A 19,403-nucleotide genomic window follows, 5' to 3' on the forward strand; every position below is an offset into this window, starting at 1 on the left:
CCGCACCCGCCGCGACACAACAGCACACCCGCGCTAAAACGCACACAAAGACTTCGGAAAGAGAACCACAATGAGCAACATCGCAGTCATCGGACTCGGCATCATGGGCCTGCCCATGGCCATCAACCTCGTCAAGGCCGGCCACACGGTCACCGGCTTCAACCGCAGCAAGGACAAGACCGACAAGCTGGTCTCCGAAGGCGGCCGGGGCGCCGGCAGCATCGCGGAGGCCGTCAAGGACGCCGACGTCGTCATCACCATGGTGCCGGACTCCCCTGACGTCGAAGGCGTTGTCAGCGGCCCCGACGGTGTCTTCGCCAACTCCCGCAAGGGCGCCCTGTGGATCGATGCCAGCAGCATCCGCCCCGATGTCGCCAAGCGCCTCGCCGACGACGCCAGGGCCACCGGGATCCGTCCCCTCGACGCCCCGGTCTCCGGCGGCGAACAAGGCGCCATCGACGCCGCGCTCTCGATCATGGTGGGTGGCGACGCCGCCGACTTCGAGGCCGCCCAGGATGTCCTGGCCGCCGTCGGCAAGACCATCGTCCATGTGGGGCCCTCCGGCTCCGGCCAGACCGTCAAGGCAGCCAACCAGCTGATCGTTGCCGTCAACATTGAAGTCCTCGGCGAGGCGATCGCCTTCCTCGAGGCCTACGGCGTGGACACGGACGCCGCCCTCAAGGTCCTCGGCGGCGGGCTGGCCGGCTCCAAGGTCCTGGAGCAGAAGGGCCAGAAGATGCTGGACCGCAACTTCGACCCCGGATTCCGCCTGGCCCTGCACCACAAGGACCTCGGCATCGTCACCTCCGCGGCCCGCGAGGCCAACGTCGCCGTCCCCCTTGGCGCCGTCGTCGCGCAGCTCGTCGCCGCCACTGTCAACCAGGGCGACGGCGGCCTGGACCACTCGGGCCTCTTCAAGCAGGTCCTCCAGCTCAGCGGCCGCAAGTAAGCCGCCCGGCCAAGCGCCGGTCACCAACAGAACCCAGCCTCCCGGCGTCGTACATTCCGGCGCCGGCATCTTAAGCACACCCAAAAACGGACTTTCAAGGAGCACACCATGACGAAGATGCGCACCGTAGACGCAGCCGTCGCCATCCTGGAAAAGGAGGGCGCCACCGAGGCGTTCGGCCTGCCAGGCGCGGCGATCAACCCGTTCTACTCGGCCATGAGGGCCCACGGCGGCATCCGCCACACCCTGGCCCGCCACGTTGAAGGCGCCAGCCACATGGCTGACGGCTACAGCCGGGCCAACGACGGCAACATCGGCATCTGCATCGGCACGTCGGGCCCCGCGGGCACCGACATGATCACCGGCCTGTACGCCGCATGGGCCGATTCCATCCCGATGCTCTGCATCACCGGGCAGGCGCCCGTCGCGAAGCTGCACAAGGAAGACTTCCAGGCCGTGGACATCGAGTCCATCGCCAAGCCCGTCACCAAGCTGGCCATGACCATCCGGGAGCCCGGCCAGGTTCCCGGAGCCTTCCAGAAGGCTTTCCAGCTGATGCGCTCCGGACGTCCCGGCCCGGTCCTGCTGGACCTGCCCATCGACGTGCAGATGGCCGAGATCGAATTCGACATCGACACCTACGAGCCGCTGAGCGTGGAAAAGCCCAAGGCCAGCCGGAAGCAGCTGGAAAAGGCACTGGACATGCTCACAGCCGGCGAGCGCCCGCTGATCGTCGCCGGCGGCGGCATCATCAATGCCGGCGCCTCCCGGCAGCTCGTGGAACTGGCCGAACTGCTAAACGTCCCCGTGATCCCCACCCTGATGGGCTGGGGCGCGATCCCGGATGACCACGAACTCATGGCCGGCATGGTGGGCCTGCAGACCAGCCACCGGTACGGCAACGAGAACTTCCTGCGCAGCGACTTCGTGATCGGCATCGGCAACCGCTGGGCCAACCGCCACACCGGCGGCCTGGACACCTACACCGCCGGCCGCAAGTTCGTGCACATCGACATCGAGCCCACCCAGATCGGCCGCGTGTTCTCCCCGGACTTCGGCATCGCCTCCGACGCCGGTGCCGCCCTGGACGGACTGCTGGAACTGGCCCGGGAACGCCGGGCCGCCGGGTCGCTGCCGGACTACACCGCCTGGGTTGCCGAATGCTCCGAGCGCAAGGCCACACTGCACCGCAAGACCCACTTCGACAACGTGCCGATCAAGCCCCAGCGCGTCTACGAGGAAATGAACAAGGCATTCGGCCAGGACACCACCTACGTGTCCACCATCGGCCTGTCACAGATCGCCGGCGCGCAGATGCTGCACGTGTTCGGCCCGCGCAAGTGGATCAACGCCGGACAGGCCGGCCCGCTGGGCTGGACCGCCCCCGCCGCGCTGGGCGTGGTCCGCGGCAAACCGGACCAGACCGTTGTTGCCCTGTCCGGTGACTACGACTTCCAGTTCATGATCGAGGAACTGGCCGTGGGTGCGCAGTTCAACCTGCCGTACATCCACGTGGTGGTTAACAACTCCTACCTCGGCCTGATCCGCCAGTCCCAGCGCGGGTTCAACATGGAACAAAACGTGTCACTGGCGTTCGAGAACATCAATTCCACTGATCTCTCTGCAACCGCAAGTGGCTACGGCGTGGACCACATCAAGGTGGCAGAGGGCCTGGGCTGCAAGGCGATCCGGGTGGAAAACCCGGAGGACATGCCTGCCGCGTTCGACAAGGCCAAGGCGCTCATGGGCGAGTTCAAGGTTCCCGTGGTGGTGGAAGTCATCCTGGAGAAGATCACGAACATCTCCATGGGAACCGAAATCAACGCCGTCAACGAGTTCGAGGCCCTGGCCGAGACCGCCGAGGACGCCCCCACCGCCATCCTGGCCCTGCAGGCCTGAGATGCGCGTCGTCATAGCGCCGGACAAGTTCAAGGGATCGCTCTCGGCCCCTGACGTCGCCCGGCACCTGGAAGCGGGGCTGCAGCGGGCGTGTGGCGGCAACCTGGAGGTCCTGCGGATTCCCGTGGCCGACGGCGGCGAGGGCACCCTCGATGCCGCCGTCGGCTCCGGTTTCACCCGCCGCAGCGCCGTCGTCAGCGGCCCCACCGGCGAGCCGATCCGGGCAGAGTTCGCGGTCCGCGGCCGCGAGGCGGTCATTGAGATGGCCGTCGCGTCCGGTCTGGCGGTGCTGCCGGACGGCATCAAGGACGCCAATGGCGCCACCAGCCTGGGCACCGGGGAACTGATCCGGGCAGCGCTCGAGGCCGGGTGCCGGCAGATCATTTTGGGCGTCGGCGGCAGCGCCAACACCGACGGCGGTGCCGGAGTCCTGCAGGGACTCGGCGCCAAGTTCCTCGACGCCGACGGCAACGAACTGCCGCCCGGCGGCGCGGCCCTGGCCCGGCTGGACTGGATCGACTTCTCAGGGTTCGATGCCCGCCTGGACGGCGCACGCTTCGTGCTCGCCAGCGACGTCGATAACCCGCTGCTCGGATCCCAAGGCGCCGCGGCAATCTTCGGCCCGCAGAAGGGCGCCACGCCGGTGGACGTGGCAGCCCTCGACGCCGCCCTGGCCCGCTTTGTGGACGTGCTCTCCGCCGAAATCGGACCCCGCGCGCGGAAGGCCGCGGACGCGCCGGGCGCCGGGGCAGCCGGGGGCGTGGGCTACGCCGCGATCGCGGTACTGGCCGCGACCCGCCGGCCGGGCATCGACGTCGTCCTTGAATTCACCGGGCTGGCCGACCGGCTGGCCGGCGCGGACCTGGTGATCACCGGCGAAGGCAGCCTCGACGAACAGACCCTGCTGGGCAAGACTCCGGTGGGCGTTGCCCGGGCGGCCCGCCGCGCCGGGGTTCCGGTGATCGCGGTCTGCGGCCGGTCCGCCCTTACGCGGCAGCAGATCAGCAGTTCAGGGTTCCTCGCGGTCCACGCTTTGACGGAACTGGAAAGCAATGTAGACACATGTATAGCCGAGGCCGCTCCGCTGCTGGAGCGCCTCGGACGGCAACTCGGCGAGCAATTGACCAACGTGGCGCACCCTCTCCAGGGCGCCCGCGCCCTGGACAGTGCTCCTGGAAAGGAGACCCTCCGTGTCTGAAGAAACCTACGACGTCGTCTTCCGCGGGCGGCAGGTGCTGACCACAGCCGGCATCGCCGCGCGGGAAGTCGGCATCCGCGACGGCGTGATTGTCGCGATCGAGCCGCTGGGAAACGGCCTCTCCGGCCGGCAAGTCATCGAACTCGCCGACGACGAAACCCTCCTGCCAGGCCTCGTGGACACCCACGTGCACGTCAACGAGCCCGGCCGCACCGAATGGGAGGGCTTCGCGTCCGCCACCCGGGCGGCAGCGGCCGGCGGCGTCACCACCATCATTGACATGCCGTTGAACAGCATCCCGCCCACCACTACGGTGGCCGGTCTGAAACTCAAGCGCGAGGTGGCCGAGGACCAGGTGTTCGTGGACGTCGGCTTCTGGGGCGGAGCCGTCCCGGGCAACAAGAACGAACTGCGGCCGCTGCACGACGAGGGAGTCTTCGGCTTCAAATGCTTCCTGCTGCACTCCGGTGTGGACGAGTTCCCGCACCTGGAAGCGGACGAGATGGAAGAGGACATGGCCGAGCTCAAGTCCTTCGACTCGCTCATGATCGTCCACGCCGAGGACTCCCACGCGATCGACCATGCGCCCCACCCGGGCGGCGACCACTACTCCACGTTCCTGGCGTCCCGCCCGCGCGGGGCCGAGAACAAGGCCATCGCCGAGGTCATCGAACGGGCCCGCTGGACCGGCGCCCGCGCCCACATCCTGCACCTGTCGTCCTCCGACGCGCTCCCCATGATCGCCACCGCCAAGCGCGACGGCGTTCGCCTCACCGTGGAAACGTGCCCGCACTACCTGACGCTGACGGCCGAGGAAATCCCGAACGGCGCCACAGCCTACAAATGCTGCCCGCCGATCCGCGAAGCCTCCAACCGCGAACTGCTGTGGGCCGGGCTGCAGGACGGCACCATCGACTGCATCGTCTCGGACCACTCCCCGTCTACCCTGGACCTGAAAGACCTGGAAAACGGGGACTTCGCCGTGGCCTGGGGCGGCGTCTCCTCGTTGCAGCTGGGCCTGTCGCTGATCTGGACCGAGGCACGGCACCGCGGCATCCCGCTGGAGCAGGTTCTCTCATGGATGGCGGCCAAGCCGGCCCAGCTCGCCGGTCTGGGAAACAAGGGCCAGCTGGCGCTGGGGTACGACGCCGACCTCGCCGTCTTTGCCCCGGACGAGGCGTACGTCGTCGACGTCTCCAAGCTCAAGCACAAGAACCCCATCACCCCGTATGACGGCAAGGCGCTTTCCGGCGTGGTCCGGCAGACCTACCTCCGCGGCACCCTGATCGACGGCCGGACGCCGACCGGCAAGCTGATCCGCCGCGGCGGCGTATGAGCCAGGCGGCCGTGGCCGGCCCCGCACGCACCGGTCACGGACAGGCCAGGCGCAAAGGACAGGCTCGGCAGGCCGGCCTCACGGCGAAGGGGCTGGCTGTCTGGATCACCGTGCCGGACGACGCCGACCTTGACCCGGCCTGCCTGGCCCGGGCGGCCGAACTCGTGCTCGGCCGCGCCCTTAGATGTGCCCCGGAGGCGGAAGTCCACTTTAGGCCCGCCGCCGGAGCCGCAACGTCCGCCGTCGTCCGGTCCCCCGGAGATGACGGCACGCCGGCGGGAACCGCGCCCGAGGATCCCGCCCGGGACACCGGCGGGGACGAGGACCCCGCCGGGGACCCCGCAGGGGACGACGGCGGGGTCGACGGCGGGGCGGGCCTGGCGCCCGCCCCCGGCAGCATCAGCCGGCTCGCCGTCGACCTCGCGGCAGGGGACGCCAGGCTCGACGRCGAGCGGGTGCCCCTGACGGATCTGGAGTTCACCCTCCTAAGATGCCTCGTGCAGAACTGCTCCCGCACAGTCAGCCGGCAGGAGCTGCAGCAGTGCCTCGACGCGTTCGACACCCCGGGTGCGGCAACCCGCTCCATCGACGTGTACGTCGGCCGGTTGCGCCGGAAACTCAAGGGCTGCCGTCACGCCGTCGTCACCGTCCGCAGCGGCGGCTACCGTTTCATCCCCGGCCCGCTGGCAACTGTGCGCGGGCCGGCGGAATACAGCATCTGACGCCGCACCACCCATCCAGACCCATCGAAGGAACTGCATGCAAACTGCACTGACCAACAAGCTGCGCACCGGCGATCCCGCCCCCGGATTCACGCTGCCCGACGCCGACGGCAAGCCCGTGTCCCTTGCCGATTACCGCGGCAAAAGCGTCATTGTCTACTTCTACCCCCGCGCCGCCACCCCCGGCTGCACCACCGAGGCCTGCGACTTCCGCGACAGTCTCACTGCCCTCCAGGGCGCGGGCTTCGACGTCCTGGGTATCTCGCCCGACGCCCGCGAGGCCCTCTCCGCCTTCACCGCCGAGCATGCGCTGACCTTCCCCCTTCTCGCCGACGAAGGCCACGCCGTGGCCCTCGCGTACGGGGCCTGGGGCGAGAAGCTCGTGGACGGCGAGGTCCGCGAAGGCACGGTCCGGTCCACCGTGGTTGTCGGTCCCGACGGCAACGTGGTCCTGGCGCAATACCAGGTCAGTCCGCAGGGCCACGTGCGGGCGCTGCGGGAGGCGCTCGGCATCTAGGGCACCCGACCCCCTTTGGGCGGCCCCGGACACGCTCGGCCTGGAAACGGCCTAGAAGAGGGCGCCCGTCACCGCCTGCGTCAGCTGATGGATCACCTCGGTGCGTTCCGGGACGTCGCTCAGATCCTGGCCCTTGGTGTAAATCACCAGGGCGTACGCGGTGTTGCCTTGCGCGAGGATGCCGGCGTCGTGCAGTTCGTCATCCAGGAGCCCGTACTTGTGGAAGACCGTGATCCCTTCCGGAACGGCGGCGGGAATGAGCGTCTCATAGTTGGTGTCCTGCATATAGGACAACAGCTGGGCGGTGTCCACGGCATTCAGGAGCGCGCCGGAATAGAGGCGGGAGACGATGGTCGCCATTTCCGCCGGGGTCAGCATATTGATTTCCGGGTCATAGCTCACGCCGAGCGATGCCGCGTACTCAGTCAGTTCCTCGTGGCCCACGGCATCCATGATCAGCGACCACGAGTCGTTGTCGCTCTGCTGGATCATCTCCCGGAGCTGGAATCCGGCGGTGTAGTTCCCCAAGGGGTCATCGAGGCTGGCCTCTCCGGTTTCGACCAGGTGGTAGTAGGCCGCCGCAGCCAGGACTTTGGCGGTGCTCGCGGCCACGAACCGCTCCCGGACCCCGTATTCATGGACGTCCGCGGAGCGGGGGTCCTGGGAGAGGTCGACCAGCGCCACGCCGATCTGGTATTGGCTGTTGGCATCGAGAATGGCCTGGATACTCGAGTCCAGTGCCACGTCGACGGTTCCCGCAGCCGGGGCGGACGCCTGGGCCGATGCATCGGGACTGGCTGACGGCGAAGCACTGGCCGCCGCAGTCGGCGCGGCCGACGCCGTCGTGAGATTCGCCGCAGCCGAGCGGGCAGCCGAGCGGGCTTCCGCGGAGGAATAGATACCTGCGGCCAGCACAACTGCGAGCACCGCGGCACAGGCCGCCAGGATCATGGCCCGGACCCGGCCAGACGTCGGCTGCCGTCCCGTGGCCGTGCGTCGGGATCCGAAACGTGGCTGTCGTGGAGTTTGCTGTTCCATAGTGGCTCCAAGCTAGCCACGGCAGCTATGCCGGAGCTATGAAAAAGCTGTCAGGGCGTAGGACCCTCCAAAGCCGCCCCGGACGGGTCCTTGAGAGGCTCAGGCGGCGGAATACAGCCTCGGTCCACGATGTTGTGCATCACAGACCCGTTGTCCACTCCCCGAAGGATCATCATGAGCGCAAACATGACCGTCAAGCTTCAGCCCGGCACCTCGGCCCCGGACTTCACCCTGCCCGACGCCGAGGGCAAGCCGGTTGCCCTTGCCGATTACCGCGGCAAAAACGTCATCGTGTACTTCTACCCGCAGGCCGCGACTCCCGGCTGCACCACCGAGGCCTGCGACTTCCGCGACAACCTCGCGTCCCTGCAGGGCTCCGGCTACGAGGTCCTGGGCATCTCCCCCGACGGCCCCGAGGCCCTGGCCCACTTCACCGGCGACTTCGCCCTGACCTTCCCGCTCCTGGCCGACGAGGACCACGCCGTGGCCCTCGCCTACGGCGCCTGGGGCGAGAAGCTGATCCACGGCGAGGTGACGGAGGGCATCGTCCGCTCCACTGTGGTGCTGGACCCGGAGGGCAAAGTGAAGCTGACGCAGTACCAGGTCAAGGCCCAGGGCCACGTGGCGGCGCTGAAGGAAGCACTGGGCGTCTAGCAGCCCGGCTACACCTTGGTTCCCGCCACCACCGTGGCGGTGGACCGGAGCCGGATCGCGCCGTCGTGCTCGTAGCGGCCCAGCAGTGCGAACACGTCCGAGCGGATCAGGGCCCGCGACTCCGCGTCCGCCTTGGCCAGCCCCATCGCCACGGTGGTCGCAATGTCGGTCATGAATTCCCAATAGCTCTCCGGGGATTCATGCACCAGGTCCGTGCTGACCTGGTGCTCGGCCACCTCTGCCAGCCCGGCGTCCTTGAACATCCGGGTCATGAACCCGGTGGGTGCGCAGCGGAACAGCCCGGGAGTGCCTGCGGGCGGAATGGGCAGTTCCCGGTGCCGGGCAATCGTGCCCAGGATCAGGCTGGCCCAGGGGTTTGCCGCCGCGCGTCCCCAGACGACGGCGCCAACCCGGGCGCCCGGCTTCGCGGTGCGCGCCATCTCTGCCAAGGCCGCGGACATCACCGGAAAGAACATGAAGCCGAAGCGGCAGGACACGGCGTCGAACGTCCTGTCCCCGAAGGGCATGGCGGCAGCGTCGCAAACCTCGAAGTCCACGTTTTTCAGGTGCCGGGCGGCTGCCTTCTCCTCGGCCACGCGGAGCATCCCGGCCGAAATGTCAGTCAGGACCACACGGCCGTCCGGCACCTGCGCGGCCACGTTGAGTCCGGGCTCCCCTGTGCCTGCCGCGACATCCAGCACCTCGGAGTCGGGGCGAAGCCGGAGCTCCCGGAGGAGTGCGTCCCCGAACGGGGCATGCCAGCCGAGCAGTTCAGCGTCCCATTTCTGCCAGCCCGCCGAAAACTCATCCCAGAGCAAGCGCTGCTGCTCACGAACGCGATCGGCCGAGGCTAACATGGCGGTTCCTTAGCTCGTGTGTACCTAGCCCTTCCCCATCCCTAGTCTGCGCCGGGAATCCGTCACCGGCAATGAGTCGAAGGGCAGTAGGCTTATCTGCATGTCTTCCCACGAAACCCCCGGAACCGCAGGCAACGACCCCCAGCGGGAACCGGCACAGGGCAACGTTCCGGGCAGTGTTCAGGGCGGCGTCCCGGAGCGCCGCGAGGTCACCGTCCGCCGGGCGCCCAAATATGTGCCCTTCCTGATCCTGGGCGGCCTCGTGGGCGTGGCCGTGGCGGCCATCATCGCCTACGCTCTCCCGGGCGACGCTAGCTACGACGCCAGCTCGGTCTTCGGCTTCTTCATGGTCCTTTGCGCCGCCGGCGGCGTAATCTTGGGTGCCGCGACCGCCTTGGTGCTGGACCGGCTGAGCGTCCGCCGCGCCGAGCACGCCGTCGTCGAGTCCGCACCGGAAGCCGACGACGACGAGAACGGCGCCTGAGCCGGGCGTCAGGTCATAAACCGGCTGCCGGAAAAGTCTTAGCGCACATCGTGAGATAATCGACCAGTGGCACGCGGCGATGGAAAACTTTCTCATGATCTTCTCCCAGGCGAAAAAGGCCCTCAGGACGCATGCGGCGTCTTCGGGGTCTGGGCACCCGGTGAAGAAGTAGCAAAACTCACCTACTACGGGCTGTATGCACTGCAGCACCGCGGTCAGGAGTCGGCTGGTATTGCAACCAGCGACGGTAAGCGGATTAACGTCTACAAGGACATGGGCCTCGTTTCCCAGGTCTTCGACGAGACCACGCTGAACACCCTGACCGGGCACCTGGCCGTCGGCCACTGCCGCTATTCCACTACCGGCGCGAGCCACTGGGCCAACGCCCAGCCGACCCTGGGCGCGACGTCCACGGGCACCGTGGCCCTGGCCCACAACGGCAACCTGACCAACACGGCCGAGCTCAAGGCAATGATCGAGGACCGCAATGGCGGAAACCTCAGCGGCGAGATGAAGCAGGGCAACACGTCGGACACCGCGCTGGTGACCGCGCTCCTGGAGGGCGAAGAGGGCAAGTCGCTCGAGCAGACCGCCATGGAGCTGCTGCCCAAGATCAAGGGCGGCTTCTGCTTCGTCTTCATGGATGAGGGCACCCTCTACGCGGCCCGCGATACTTACGGGATCCGCCCGCTGTGCCTGGGCCGGCTCGAACGCGGCTGGGTGGTTGCCTCCGAGCAGTCCGCCCTCGCCACCGTCGGCGCCAGCTTCATCCGCGAAATCGAACCCGGCGAGTTCATCGCGATCGACGAGGACGGCGTCCGCTCGGAGCGTTTCGCCGAGGCGACGCCGGCCGGCTGCGTTTTCGAATACGTTTACCTCGCCCGCCCGGACGCCTCCATTGCGGGCCGCTCGGTGTACGAATCCCGCGTGGAAATGGGCCGCCAGCTGGCCCGCGAAAACACCCAGGAAGCTGACATCGTCATCCCGGTGCCTGAATCTGGCACCCCCGCGGCGGTGGGTTACGCCGAGGAGTCCGGCATCCCCTTCGCGCACGGCTTCGTGAAGAACTCCTATGTGGGCCGCACGTTCATCCAGCCCTCGCAGACGCTGCGCCAGCTCGGCATCCGGCTCAAGCTCAACGCCCTCGAGTCCGTGATCCGCGGCAAGCGTGTTGTGGTGGTGGATGACTCGATCGTCCGCGGCAACACCCAGCGCGCCATCGTGCGGATGCTCCGGGAAGCGGGCGCCGCAAGCGTCCACATCAAGATTTCCTCCCCGCCGGTCAAGTGGCCCTGCTTCTACGGCATCGACTTCGCCTCCCGGGCGGAACTGATCGCCAACGGCGCCACCATCGACGAAATTACCCAGGCCATCGGCGCCGACTCGCTCGCCTACATTTCCGAAGACGGCATGATCGACGCCACCCGGCAGCCGCGTGAGCGTCTCTGCACCGCCTGCTTCACCGGCAAGTACCCGATCGCACTGCCCGGCGCGGACAAGCTCGGCAAGAACCTGCTCGAGCGCACCGACCTCGGCGGACTCCCGCCCGCCGCGGCTGTTTCCGGCGCGGCGCCGGCGGCGCCCGCGGCCTCCGCAGCGTCCGACGCCGAACCCGGCACCTCAATCTCCGATGATCCGGCCGAGAAGGCCGGCGCCACCGGCTGCGATCCTGGGCCGGACTCCGAATTCGAAGAACTGCTCACCGATGCCGACCGCGTCACCACAGCCGACAAGAAAGAGCCAGTATGACTTCCGCCTCCCCGGCCGCTGACATGAACGCCGCCCAGAACGCCGGCATCACTTACGCCTCCGCCGGCGTCGACGTCGAAGCGGGAGACCGCGCCGTCGAACTCATGAAGGACGCCGTCAAGGCAACCCACAACGCCTCGGTGATCGGTGGCGTCGGCGGGTTCGCGGGCCTCTACGACGTTTCCCGGCTGCTGACGTACAAGCGCCCGCTGCTGGCCACCTCCACCGACGGCGTCGGCACCAAGGTGGCAATCGCGCAGGCCATGGACATCCACGACACCATCGGATTCGACCTGGTCGGCATGGTGGTGGACGACATCGTCGTCGTGGGCGCCGAGCCGCTCTACATGACCGACTACATCGCCTGCGGCAAGGTGGTCCCCGAGCGCATCGCCGACATCGTCCGCGGCATCGCGGCCGCCTGCTCGGTCGCCGGCACCGCCCTGGTGGGCGGCGAAACCGCCGAACACCCCGGCCTGCTCGGTGAGCACGAGTACGACGTCGCCGGTGCCGCCACCGGTGTGGTCGAGGCCTCCGAACTGCTCGGCCCGGACCGCGTCCGCGCCGGCGACGTGGTGATCGGCATGGCCTCCTCCGGCCTGCACTCCAACGGCTACTCCCTGGTCCGCCGCGTCATCAACCACGCCGGCTGGGCCCTGGACCGCCAGGTCTCCGAACTCGGCCGCACCCTGGGCGAGGAACTCCTCGAGCCCACCCGCGTCTACGCAGCGGACTGCCTGGACCTCGCCCGCACCTTCCCGGTCAACGGCTCCGCCGCCGGCAAAGCCGTCCACGGCTTCAGCCACGTCACCGGCGGCGGCCTCGCGGCCAACCTCGCCCGCGTCCTCCCGCAGGGCCTGCTGGCCACCGTCGACCGCTCCACCTGGGAGCTTCCGGCCATCTTCAAGCTGGTCTCCGAGCTCGGCAACGTCCCGCTGGCCGACCTCGAGCGCACCCTGAACCTCGGCGTGGGCATGGTCGCCATCGTGTCGCCGGAAGCGGCCGACGCCGCCGTCAACCGGCTCAACGACCGCGGCCTGCCGTCCTGGGTCATGGGCACCGTCGAGCAGAACTCGGATTCCATCCTCAAGACCGGCCCGGACTACGTCCAGGGCGCCAAGGGCGTCGACGGCGGCGCCGTCCGGCTGGTCAACGCCTACGCCTAAGCGGGCCCGTACCGACGTCGAGTGTTCCCCGCCGGCTCCCTCGCCTCGCAAGCTCGGCCAGGGAACCCTGCCGGCGTGGGCCCACACTGCCGTTTTCAGCTCTGAAAACGGCAGTTGGGGAGCACTCGATGTTCTTAAGCCGCCGCCCTAGACCTCCAGCAGGCTGAAGACGCCGCCCTGCGGGTCCTTGAGGGTGGCGATGGTGCCGGCTTCCTCGACCTCGTCCGGTTCGATCAGCACGGTGCCGCCCGCGGCCACCGCGGCCTGCACCGCCTCCGCGACGTCGGCGACGCCGAAGTAGACCTGCCATCCCGGCTCGAGAGTGTCCTGCGCATCGCCGGGAACCCGGGCGATGCCGGCCACTTCGGCGCCGCCGACCATAAGCGTGGTGTAGGTGCCGCCGTCGTCCTGGGGGTATTCGGTCACCTCGTGCCCGAAGAGCTGCTGGAAGAAGCCGACGGCGGCCTGCGGCTCCGGCGTGAGCAGCTCTGCCCAGGCCAGGGTGCCCGCCTCCTGGCTCCGGCCGGCTCCGAAGTGGCTGCCCGCCTGCCAGGCCCCGGTGGTTCCGCCGCCGGGCGGGGCGAAGAACACCATGACGCCGGTGTCACCGATCCCCTCGGGGCCGAATTCAAGCTGCCCGGGGGAATGGGCCAGTTCGGCAACCAGGTCCCGGGCGTTGTCGATTGCGAAATACACGTTCCACCGGCCCGCGTCGCCCGCGGCTTCCTGCTGGGGGTTCTGCGGTGCGAGCACGGTAACCAAGTCATCGCCGAGGAAGGCTTTCGCGTAGCTGCGTCCGTCCGGGGTGGGCAGGTCTTCATACCGCCAGCCGAAAACCTCGGCGTAGAAGGCCTTCGCCGCCTCCACGTCACTGGTTTGGAGGTCCGTCCAGCAGAGCTCACCCTCGGCGAATCCTTTGCGAATGGTCATGGCAGTCCTTCCGGGGCATCGGGTCGCGTCCGGGTAAATCCGGCACGAACAACCTAGCCCGGGGCCCCGCCGGAGACAACTGCGTCGGCAAAACTGCGGCGAAGCGCGGGGCGAAGTGACCGGCCGCGGCGAGTCACGGCGGGTCGCGGCACAGTACGCTGCTGGCACAAGAAAGGCCGCCGGCCACACCTGTTACAGGTGTGGCCGGCGGCCTGAAAATCTTTGGCTGGCACCGCAGTGCCGGAAGGATCCCCCGGAGAAAACTGCCGGAAGGAAGCGTCGACTAACCTATACGACGGGAATCAACCTCGTCGTCGTCGTCTTCCACATCGTCCGCGTACTTATCCACATACGCTGAATAATCCGGCTCGACCGGGTCATCCGCGAAGTGGCTCGTGGCACGACTCCCCGGGCCCGTGAGCTCGCGCTGAAGGGCCGAATAGTCAGTGTTCGGGGAGTAGTACTTGATGTCCCGAGCCTGCTTGGTAGCTTTTGCCTTTTGACGGCCGCGCCCCATGGCGTGACCCCCTTTTGTACTTGGACCGGAGGTGGTCACCTTTGGCGATCGGTGAGGCCCCGGAATGTTTGGTCAATTTGTCGTACACCTAGATTACATGCTTTCGGCGCCAACTGCTCCCCGGCCCGCCCCCTGTGGACAGTGTGGCGCCTCCCGCAACGGTGGCCTTAGCCGCTGGCGCATGCGCGTTGCCGTGCATCTTCGATAGAGTTTCGTGATGTGCGCCCAGAAAAGGGTCGCTACGCCGGGCTTCCAGCCCCGGCAAAGACGCACGGAAGTGGTGAATTTCTCAGTGACCGAAGAGAATCCAAGGAACGACGCCGGGTCCATCCCGCCGCCGCCTTCGAGGCCGCCGACGTCCGCCGTGCCCGTCATCACAGCCGACCCTGCGCGGTCCACGAATCCTACGGCGGCACGCCCAGCGGCGAGACCCTCGGGTCTGACCCTCGCCGGCGCCAAGAAGGCGAGACCCTCGCGACTCACCCTCGCCCGCGCCAAGAAAGCGCTGGCACGGCGGGCACGCCCCTTGGTCCGCCGGATCCGCCGGCAAGGGCCAAAGCGGCTCGGCGTGGCCGCGGCCGTTCTGGTCGCCGTTGCGCTTCTGGTCTGGTGGGCTGTGGCCGCATTTGCCGGCAACGGCCAGGCCTCCCCGGAAAACGGCAGCCCGGTACCCGCAGCTTCGTCGGCGTCGGCCCCGGCCAGCCGCGGAGCCTTGCCGCTGGAAGGCGTCAGCCCCCTGGACTTCCAGCTGCGGGACTGCTTCAAGGACTTCGATCCGGATGCGCAACAGTCCACCGTTGTGGATTGCGCCACCGGTCACTCGGCGCAGCTGGTCGCCGTGGAAAAATACGGGTCGGATGACTCGTACCCCGGCCGGGACCAGCTCAAGCAGAAAGCACGCAATGCCTGCAAGGTGGCTCCGCTGACTCAAAAGGCCGGTGACTACGACCTGAGCTACAAGCTGGCCTACCCGAGCCCTCGCAGTTGGGACATGGGCGACCGACGGGTCGACTGCTACGCCGTGACGAACGCCGGAAACGTCATCAAGGAGTCCCTGCTGCCCTAGCCTTACCCGGCTTAGAGCGCTGGCAAGACGCACGGATTCAGCCCACCGGCAGCCGGGACGCGCCCGGCTGCCAGTGGCGCTAAGCGCACTCTGGCCGGTGGCGCCTACTCCTTGCGCCGGACCGAGAGCCCGCTACCGGCGGCCGCGCCGCCGTCGGACAGGTCCCTGTCCTCCAGCCCGCCCATGGTCAGTTCCATCAGGTCCGGCGCGGTGTCCACCAGGACGGTGTCGCCGTCGGTGATTTCGCCGGCCAGGATGGCCTTTGCCAGCCGGTCGCCGATCTCGCGCTGCACCAGGCGCCGCAGCGGCCGCGCGCCGTACGCGGGATCGAAGCCGGATACGGCCAGCCAGGCGCGGGCACCCTCGGTAACCTCAAGGCTCAGCCGGCGGCCCTTGAGCCGCTCTCCCAGCTCCTTGACCTGCAGTTCCACGATTCGGGACAGCTCCTCCACGTTCAGCGGATCGAACAGCACCACCTCGTCGAGCCGGTTCAGGAACTCCGGCTTGAAGGAGGCGTTCACCATGGCCATGACGGCGTTCTTCTTGGCCGCGGCGTCGAGGTTGGGATCCACCAGGAACTGGCTGCCCAGGTTCGAGGTGAGCACCAGGATCACGTTGCGGAAGTCCACGGTGCGGCCCTGACCGTCGGTGAGCCGGCCGTCGTCGAGCACCTGCAGGAGGATGTCGAAGACCTCCGGGTGGGCCTTTTCCACTTCATCCAGCAGCAGCACCGAGTACGGCCGACGCCGCACGGCCTCGGTGAGCTGGCCGCCCTCCTCGTAGCCGACATACCCGGGAGGCGCCCCGACGAGCCGGGCCACGGAGTGCTTCTCCGAATACTCGGACATGTCGATCCGCACCATCGCGCGCTCGTCATCGAAGAGGAAGTCCGCGAGGGACTTGGCAAGCTCGGTCTTGCCGACGCCGGTGGGGCCGAGGAAGAGGAACGAGCCGGTGGGCCGGTTGGGGTCGCTGATCCCGGCGCGGGCGCGGCGCACGGCGTCGGAGACCGCGGCGACGGCCTTCTTCTGGCCGATCAGCCGTTCGCCCAGGACATGCTCCATGTTCAGCAGCTTCTGGCTCTCGCCCTGGAGCATGCGCCCCGCAGGGATGCCGGTCCATGCCGAAATCACCTCGGCGATGTCGTCGGCGGTGACCTGGTCGGCCACCATCTGCCCGGACTTGTCCGGCACGGCCGCCTCGGCCGCGGCGGCGGCGTTCAGTTCCCGTTCCAGGGCCGGGATCTCGCCGTAGAGGATCCTGGACGCCGTCTCGAAGTCCCCCTCACGTTCGGCCTTTTCTTCCTTGGAACGCAGCTCATCGAGTTTGGCCCGGAGGTCGCCGGCCCGGTTCAGGCTCGCCTTCTCGGCCTCCCAGCGGGCGTTCAGGCCCGCGAGCTCTTCCTTCTTGTCCGCCATGTCAGCGCGCAGGGCCGCGAGACGTTCCACCGAGGCGGGATCGGTCTCCTTGTCCAGGGCCAGTTCCTCCATGGTCAGGCGGTCCACCTGGCGGCGCAGCTGGTCGATCTCCTCCGGGGCTGAATCGATTTCCATGCGCAGCCGGGACGCCGCCTCGTCCACGAGGTCGATCGCTTTGTCCGGCAACTGACGGCCGGAGATGTACCGGTTTGAAAGGGTCGCGGCCGCCACGAGGGCTGAGTCGGAGATGGAGACCTTGTGGTGGGCCTCGTAGCGTTCCTTGAGGCCGCGCAGAATGCCGATGGTGTCTTCCACGCTGGGCTCGCCGACGTAGACCTGCTGGAACCGGCGCTCCAGTGCGGGGTCCTTTTCGATGTTCTCGCGGTACTCGTCCAGCGTGGTCGCACCGATCAGCCGCAGCTCACCGCGGGCCAGCATGGGTTTGAGCATATTGCCGGCGTCCATGGAGCTGTCCCCGGTGGCGCCGGCCCCGACCACGGTGTGGAGCTCGTCGATAAAGGTGACGATCTGGCCCTCGGAGTTCTTGATTTCCTCCAGGACGGCCTTGAGCCGCTCCTCGAATTCGCCGCGGTACTTGGCACCGGCCACCATCGAGGCGAGGTCCAGAGCGATCAGGGTCTTGCCGCGCAGGCTTTCGGGAACGTCGTTGGCGACGATCCGCTGGGCAAGGCCCTCGACGACGGCGGTCTTGCCGACGCCGGGCTCGCCGATGATGACGGGGTTGTTCTTGGTGCGGCGGCTCAGGACCTGGATGATGCGCCGGATCTCGGCATCGCGGCCAATCACCGGGTCCAGCTTGCCCGAGCGGGCGACCGCGGTGAGGTCCGTGCCGTACTTCTCCAGCGCCTGGAACGAGTTTTCCGGGTCCGCGTTGTCCACTTTGCGGTCGCCGCGGACGCCCGGCAGCGCGGCCAGCAGTGCCTCATGGGAAGCGCCGGCCTCGCGCAGCAGCCTCCCGACTCCGTCGCTCCCGGCGGCAAGGCCCAGCAGCAGGTGTTCGGTGGAAACAAAGGTGTCACCGAGCCGCTCGGCCTCGTTCTGGGCATTCTTGACCGCCTGCAGCCCGGCCCGGGACAACTGCGCCTGCTGCACGCTGCTCCCGGACGTCGACGGCAGGGCCTTGATGGCAGTGCTCGCCTGGACGCTGACGACGTCCGGGTCGGCGCCGGTGGCCCGGAGCAGTGCGACAGCGACACCCTCCCGCTGGTCCATGAGCGCCTTGAGCAAGTGAGCGGGCTCGAGCTGCGGGTTGCCCGCCGTCGAGGCGTTCATGGCGGCCGCGGCGAGGGCCTCCTGGCTCTTGGTGGTGAATTTGGCGTCCAAAGAGGGCTCCTTCCGGAATGGGCTTGATATTAGAGTTGAGTCTACATCGCTCAAGTTTGACGTGAGGGACGCTGGCTCCATGTTTGCCGACAGCGAAACGCCTGTCTAGGGGCACTGCCCGCGGTCCCCGGGTGGACATGCCCCCTCGGCCCCGGGCGCCCCGCCGTCCCCGCACTTACCCACCCCCGCCTCCCCGCCGGGACATGCCCTCCCCTCGGCCCGAAGACTGGACATAGTCCCAATATGTCCACCGCCTGGGCCCAAGGCTGGACATGTCCCCTGGTCCTGGGCTCGAAGAATGGACATGTCCCGTCGGCCTGGGCTCGAAGAATGGACATGTCCCGTCGGCCTGGGTGCCACCAATGAGCATGTCCAGCGCCGCGGCCCCACCCGGCCGGCAAGAATGACTTAACGTTGCTTAACGATCGGCGGCCTCCTTACTGTAACTGGAGTCACAGCAACTCGAACCGACGCGAAGGAGGGCCGGACATGCACGAACACGCCACAAGCGCCACCGTGGACGGCCCCGTGGCGCCGGTTTCGGCCGCCGCAGTGGCCCGGGCCGCAGGGGTTTCCTCGGCCGCGGTCTCCTACGTCCTCAACGGCAAGGGCGGCGTCTCGCCAGAGACCCGGCGCCACATCATCCACGTGGCGAACGAGCTCGGCTTCAGGCCCCGTAAGCCCTCGCAGTCAACCGACCCGCAGCGGACGCGGGTCATCGGGCTGATCCTGCCGAACATCATCAATCCGATGTTTCCGCGCTGGGCACAGGGCGTCATCACGGCCGCGGCGGAGTCCGGCTACGAAGTATTCGTCGCCACCACCCAGGACGATCCGGCGGTGCTCGCCCAGGTCACCTCGACGCTCGCGCACCGCAACGTGGACGGCATCATCCTGGCCGCCTCCCTCCGGGACGACGCCACCGCACTCCGCACCCTCAGGGCGGCCCGGATCCCCTACGTGTGCCTGTCCCGCCGGGCAGACTTCCTCGATTCGGACTTCGTCGGGATCGACGACGACGCCGCAGCCACCACGCTGATGCAGCACATGCTCAGCCACGGCTTCACCGAAATCGCCACCGTAATCGGACCCCGCTTCTCCACGGCCTCTCTGGCCCGCGAGCAGGCGTTTGTCCGCACCGCCGCCACGGCGGGCATCACGATCAGCGGCGACCGGAAGATCAGCACCAGGGTCAACAACGAGGGCGGCCGGCTGGCGGCCGAACGGCTGTTCTCCGCCGGAACGCCGCCGCAGGCCGTGGTGTGCGGCAGCGACGAACTTGCCATCGGCGTCATGGAATACGCCTTGTCGCGCGGCCTGCGCATCCCGGACGACGTCGCCGTCGCCGGCTGCGACGGGCTACCCCACAGCCGCTCCGGCCTGATTAACCTGACCAGCATCGTCCAACCGCAGCAGGAAATGGCCAACGAGGCGTTCGCCATGCTGCTCAAACGCATCGATTCCCCGTCCGCCACCTACACCTCGAAAGTGTGCCGGCACCGCCTGCATATCGGGCGGACGTGCGGCTGCACGCCGCCGGACATCTGAGGCCAGGCGCC

16 protein-coding genes and 1 pseudogene are annotated in these 19,403 nt (G+C 68.1%); 12 read left to right on the forward strand and 5 right to left on the reverse strand.

Annotation, left to right across the window (positions count from 1 at the left end):
- Positions 1-61: 61 nt before the first annotated feature.
- The 6 genes and pseudogenes from AC1DZQ_RS01765 to bcp (AC1DZQ_RS01790) form a co-directional block, all read left to right on the forward strand.
- A pseudogene (locus AC1DZQ_RS01765) lies at positions 62-949 on the forward strand (2-hydroxy-3-oxopropionate reductase); the annotation flags it as partial.
- Between the two features lie 108 nt (positions 950-1,057).
- Positions 1,058-2,848: a glyoxylate carboligase gene (gene gcl, locus AC1DZQ_RS01770; protein WP_476961855.1), complete on the forward strand. Its 1,791-nt coding sequence runs from the start codon at positions 1,058-1,060 to the stop codon at positions 2,846-2,848.
- 1 nt (position 2,849) lies between these two features.
- Entirely contained in the window at positions 2,850-4,046 is a 1,197-nt protein-coding gene (locus tag AC1DZQ_RS01775; protein WP_476961856.1) for a glycerate kinase, read from the forward strand.
- Positions 4,039-5,382, forward strand: a complete 1,344-nt coding sequence (allB, locus tag AC1DZQ_RS01780; protein ID WP_476961857.1) for an allantoinase AllB — start codon at positions 4,039-4,041, stop codon at positions 5,380-5,382. Before AC1DZQ_RS01775 ends, allB begins: the two co-directional genes overlap by 8 nt.
- Positions 5,379-6,104, forward strand: a complete 726-nt coding sequence (locus AC1DZQ_RS01785) for a winged helix-turn-helix domain-containing protein (RefSeq protein ID WP_476961858.1) — start codon at positions 5,379-5,381, stop codon at positions 6,102-6,104. Before allB ends, AC1DZQ_RS01785 begins: the two co-directional genes overlap by 4 nt.
- 37 nt (positions 6,105-6,141) lie before the next feature.
- Entirely contained in the window at positions 6,142-6,621 is a 480-nt protein-coding gene (bcp, locus tag AC1DZQ_RS01790; protein WP_476961859.1) for a thioredoxin-dependent thiol peroxidase, read from the forward strand.
- Positions 6,622-6,672: 51 nt separating this feature from the next.
- On the opposite strand, the gene AC1DZQ_RS01795 is transcribed toward bcp (AC1DZQ_RS01790), so the two are convergent.
- Positions 6,673-7,659, reverse strand: a complete 987-nt coding sequence (locus tag AC1DZQ_RS01795; RefSeq protein ID WP_476961860.1) for a serine hydrolase — start codon at positions 7,657-7,659, stop codon at positions 6,673-6,675.
- Positions 7,660-7,833: 174 nt separating this feature from the next.
- On the opposite strand from AC1DZQ_RS01795, the gene bcp (AC1DZQ_RS01800) reads away from it, so the two are divergent.
- Positions 7,834-8,313, forward strand: a complete 480-nt coding sequence (gene bcp, locus AC1DZQ_RS01800; protein ID WP_476961861.1) for a thioredoxin-dependent thiol peroxidase — start codon at positions 7,834-7,836, stop codon at positions 8,311-8,313.
- 8 nt (positions 8,314-8,321) lie between these two features.
- On the opposite strand, the gene AC1DZQ_RS01805 is transcribed toward bcp (AC1DZQ_RS01800), so the two are convergent.
- Positions 8,322-9,170, reverse strand: a complete 849-nt coding sequence (locus AC1DZQ_RS01805) for a class I SAM-dependent methyltransferase (RefSeq protein WP_476961862.1) — start codon at positions 9,168-9,170, stop codon at positions 8,322-8,324.
- A 100-nt stretch (positions 9,171-9,270) separates the two neighbouring features.
- Here AC1DZQ_RS01805 and AC1DZQ_RS01810 point away from each other — a divergent pair, with 100 nt between their 5' ends.
- The 3 genes from AC1DZQ_RS01810 to purM all read left to right on the forward strand — a co-directional run bounded on the left by AC1DZQ_RS01810 (position 9,271) and on the right by purM (position 12,569).
- Complete coding sequence (locus AC1DZQ_RS01810; RefSeq protein WP_476961863.1) at positions 9,271-9,654, forward strand: hypothetical protein; 384 nt, start codon at positions 9,271-9,273, stop codon at positions 9,652-9,654.
- A 66-nt stretch (positions 9,655-9,720) separates the two neighbouring features.
- Positions 9,721-11,403, forward strand: a complete 1,683-nt coding sequence (gene purF / locus AC1DZQ_RS01815) for an amidophosphoribosyltransferase (RefSeq protein WP_476961864.1) — start codon at positions 9,721-9,723, stop codon at positions 11,401-11,403.
- Positions 11,400-12,569, forward strand: coding sequence for a phosphoribosylformylglycinamidine cyclo-ligase (purM, locus tag AC1DZQ_RS01820; protein WP_476961865.1), 1,170 nt, complete (start codon positions 11,400-11,402; stop codon positions 12,567-12,569). The genes purF and purM overlap by 4 nt, the downstream gene beginning before the upstream one ends.
- Before the next feature lie 147 nt (positions 12,570-12,716).
- Here the strand turns inward: purM and AC1DZQ_RS01825 are convergent, their stop codons facing one another.
- Both AC1DZQ_RS01825 and AC1DZQ_RS01830 read right to left on the reverse strand, forming a co-directional pair.
- Positions 12,717-13,499 (reverse strand): VOC family protein, encoded by a 783-nt coding sequence (locus AC1DZQ_RS01825; protein WP_476961866.1) that lies wholly within the window; start codon positions 13,497-13,499, stop codon positions 12,717-12,719.
- A 283-nt stretch (positions 13,500-13,782) separates the two neighbouring features.
- Positions 13,783-14,016, reverse strand: a complete 234-nt coding sequence (locus tag AC1DZQ_RS01830; protein WP_018774150.1) for a DUF3073 domain-containing protein — start codon at positions 14,014-14,016, stop codon at positions 13,783-13,785.
- 292 nt (positions 14,017-14,308) lie between these two features.
- Here AC1DZQ_RS01830 and AC1DZQ_RS01835 point away from each other — a divergent pair, with 292 nt between their 5' ends.
- The gene (locus tag AC1DZQ_RS01835; RefSeq protein ID WP_476961867.1) at positions 14,309-15,082 is read left to right on the forward strand and encodes a septum formation family protein; all 774 of its coding nucleotides are present in this window, start codon (positions 14,309-14,311) and stop codon (positions 15,080-15,082) included.
- 104 nt (positions 15,083-15,186) lie between these two features.
- Here AC1DZQ_RS01835 and clpB read toward each other — a convergent pair whose 3' ends face one another.
- Positions 15,187-17,844, reverse strand: a complete 2,658-nt coding sequence (gene clpB / locus AC1DZQ_RS01840; protein WP_476961868.1) for an ATP-dependent chaperone ClpB — start codon at positions 17,842-17,844, stop codon at positions 15,187-15,189.
- A 489-nt stretch (positions 17,845-18,333) separates the two neighbouring features.
- Here clpB and AC1DZQ_RS01845 point away from each other — a divergent pair, with 489 nt between their 5' ends.
- A complete protein-coding gene (locus AC1DZQ_RS01845; RefSeq protein WP_476961869.1) occupies positions 18,334-19,392 on the forward strand; it encodes a LacI family DNA-binding transcriptional regulator in 1,059 nt (352 codons plus the stop codon).
- The last annotated feature ends 11 nt before the right edge of the window (positions 19,393-19,403 follow it).

It is taken from the genome of Arthrobacter sp. P1_C12_2 (assembly GCF_056406415.1).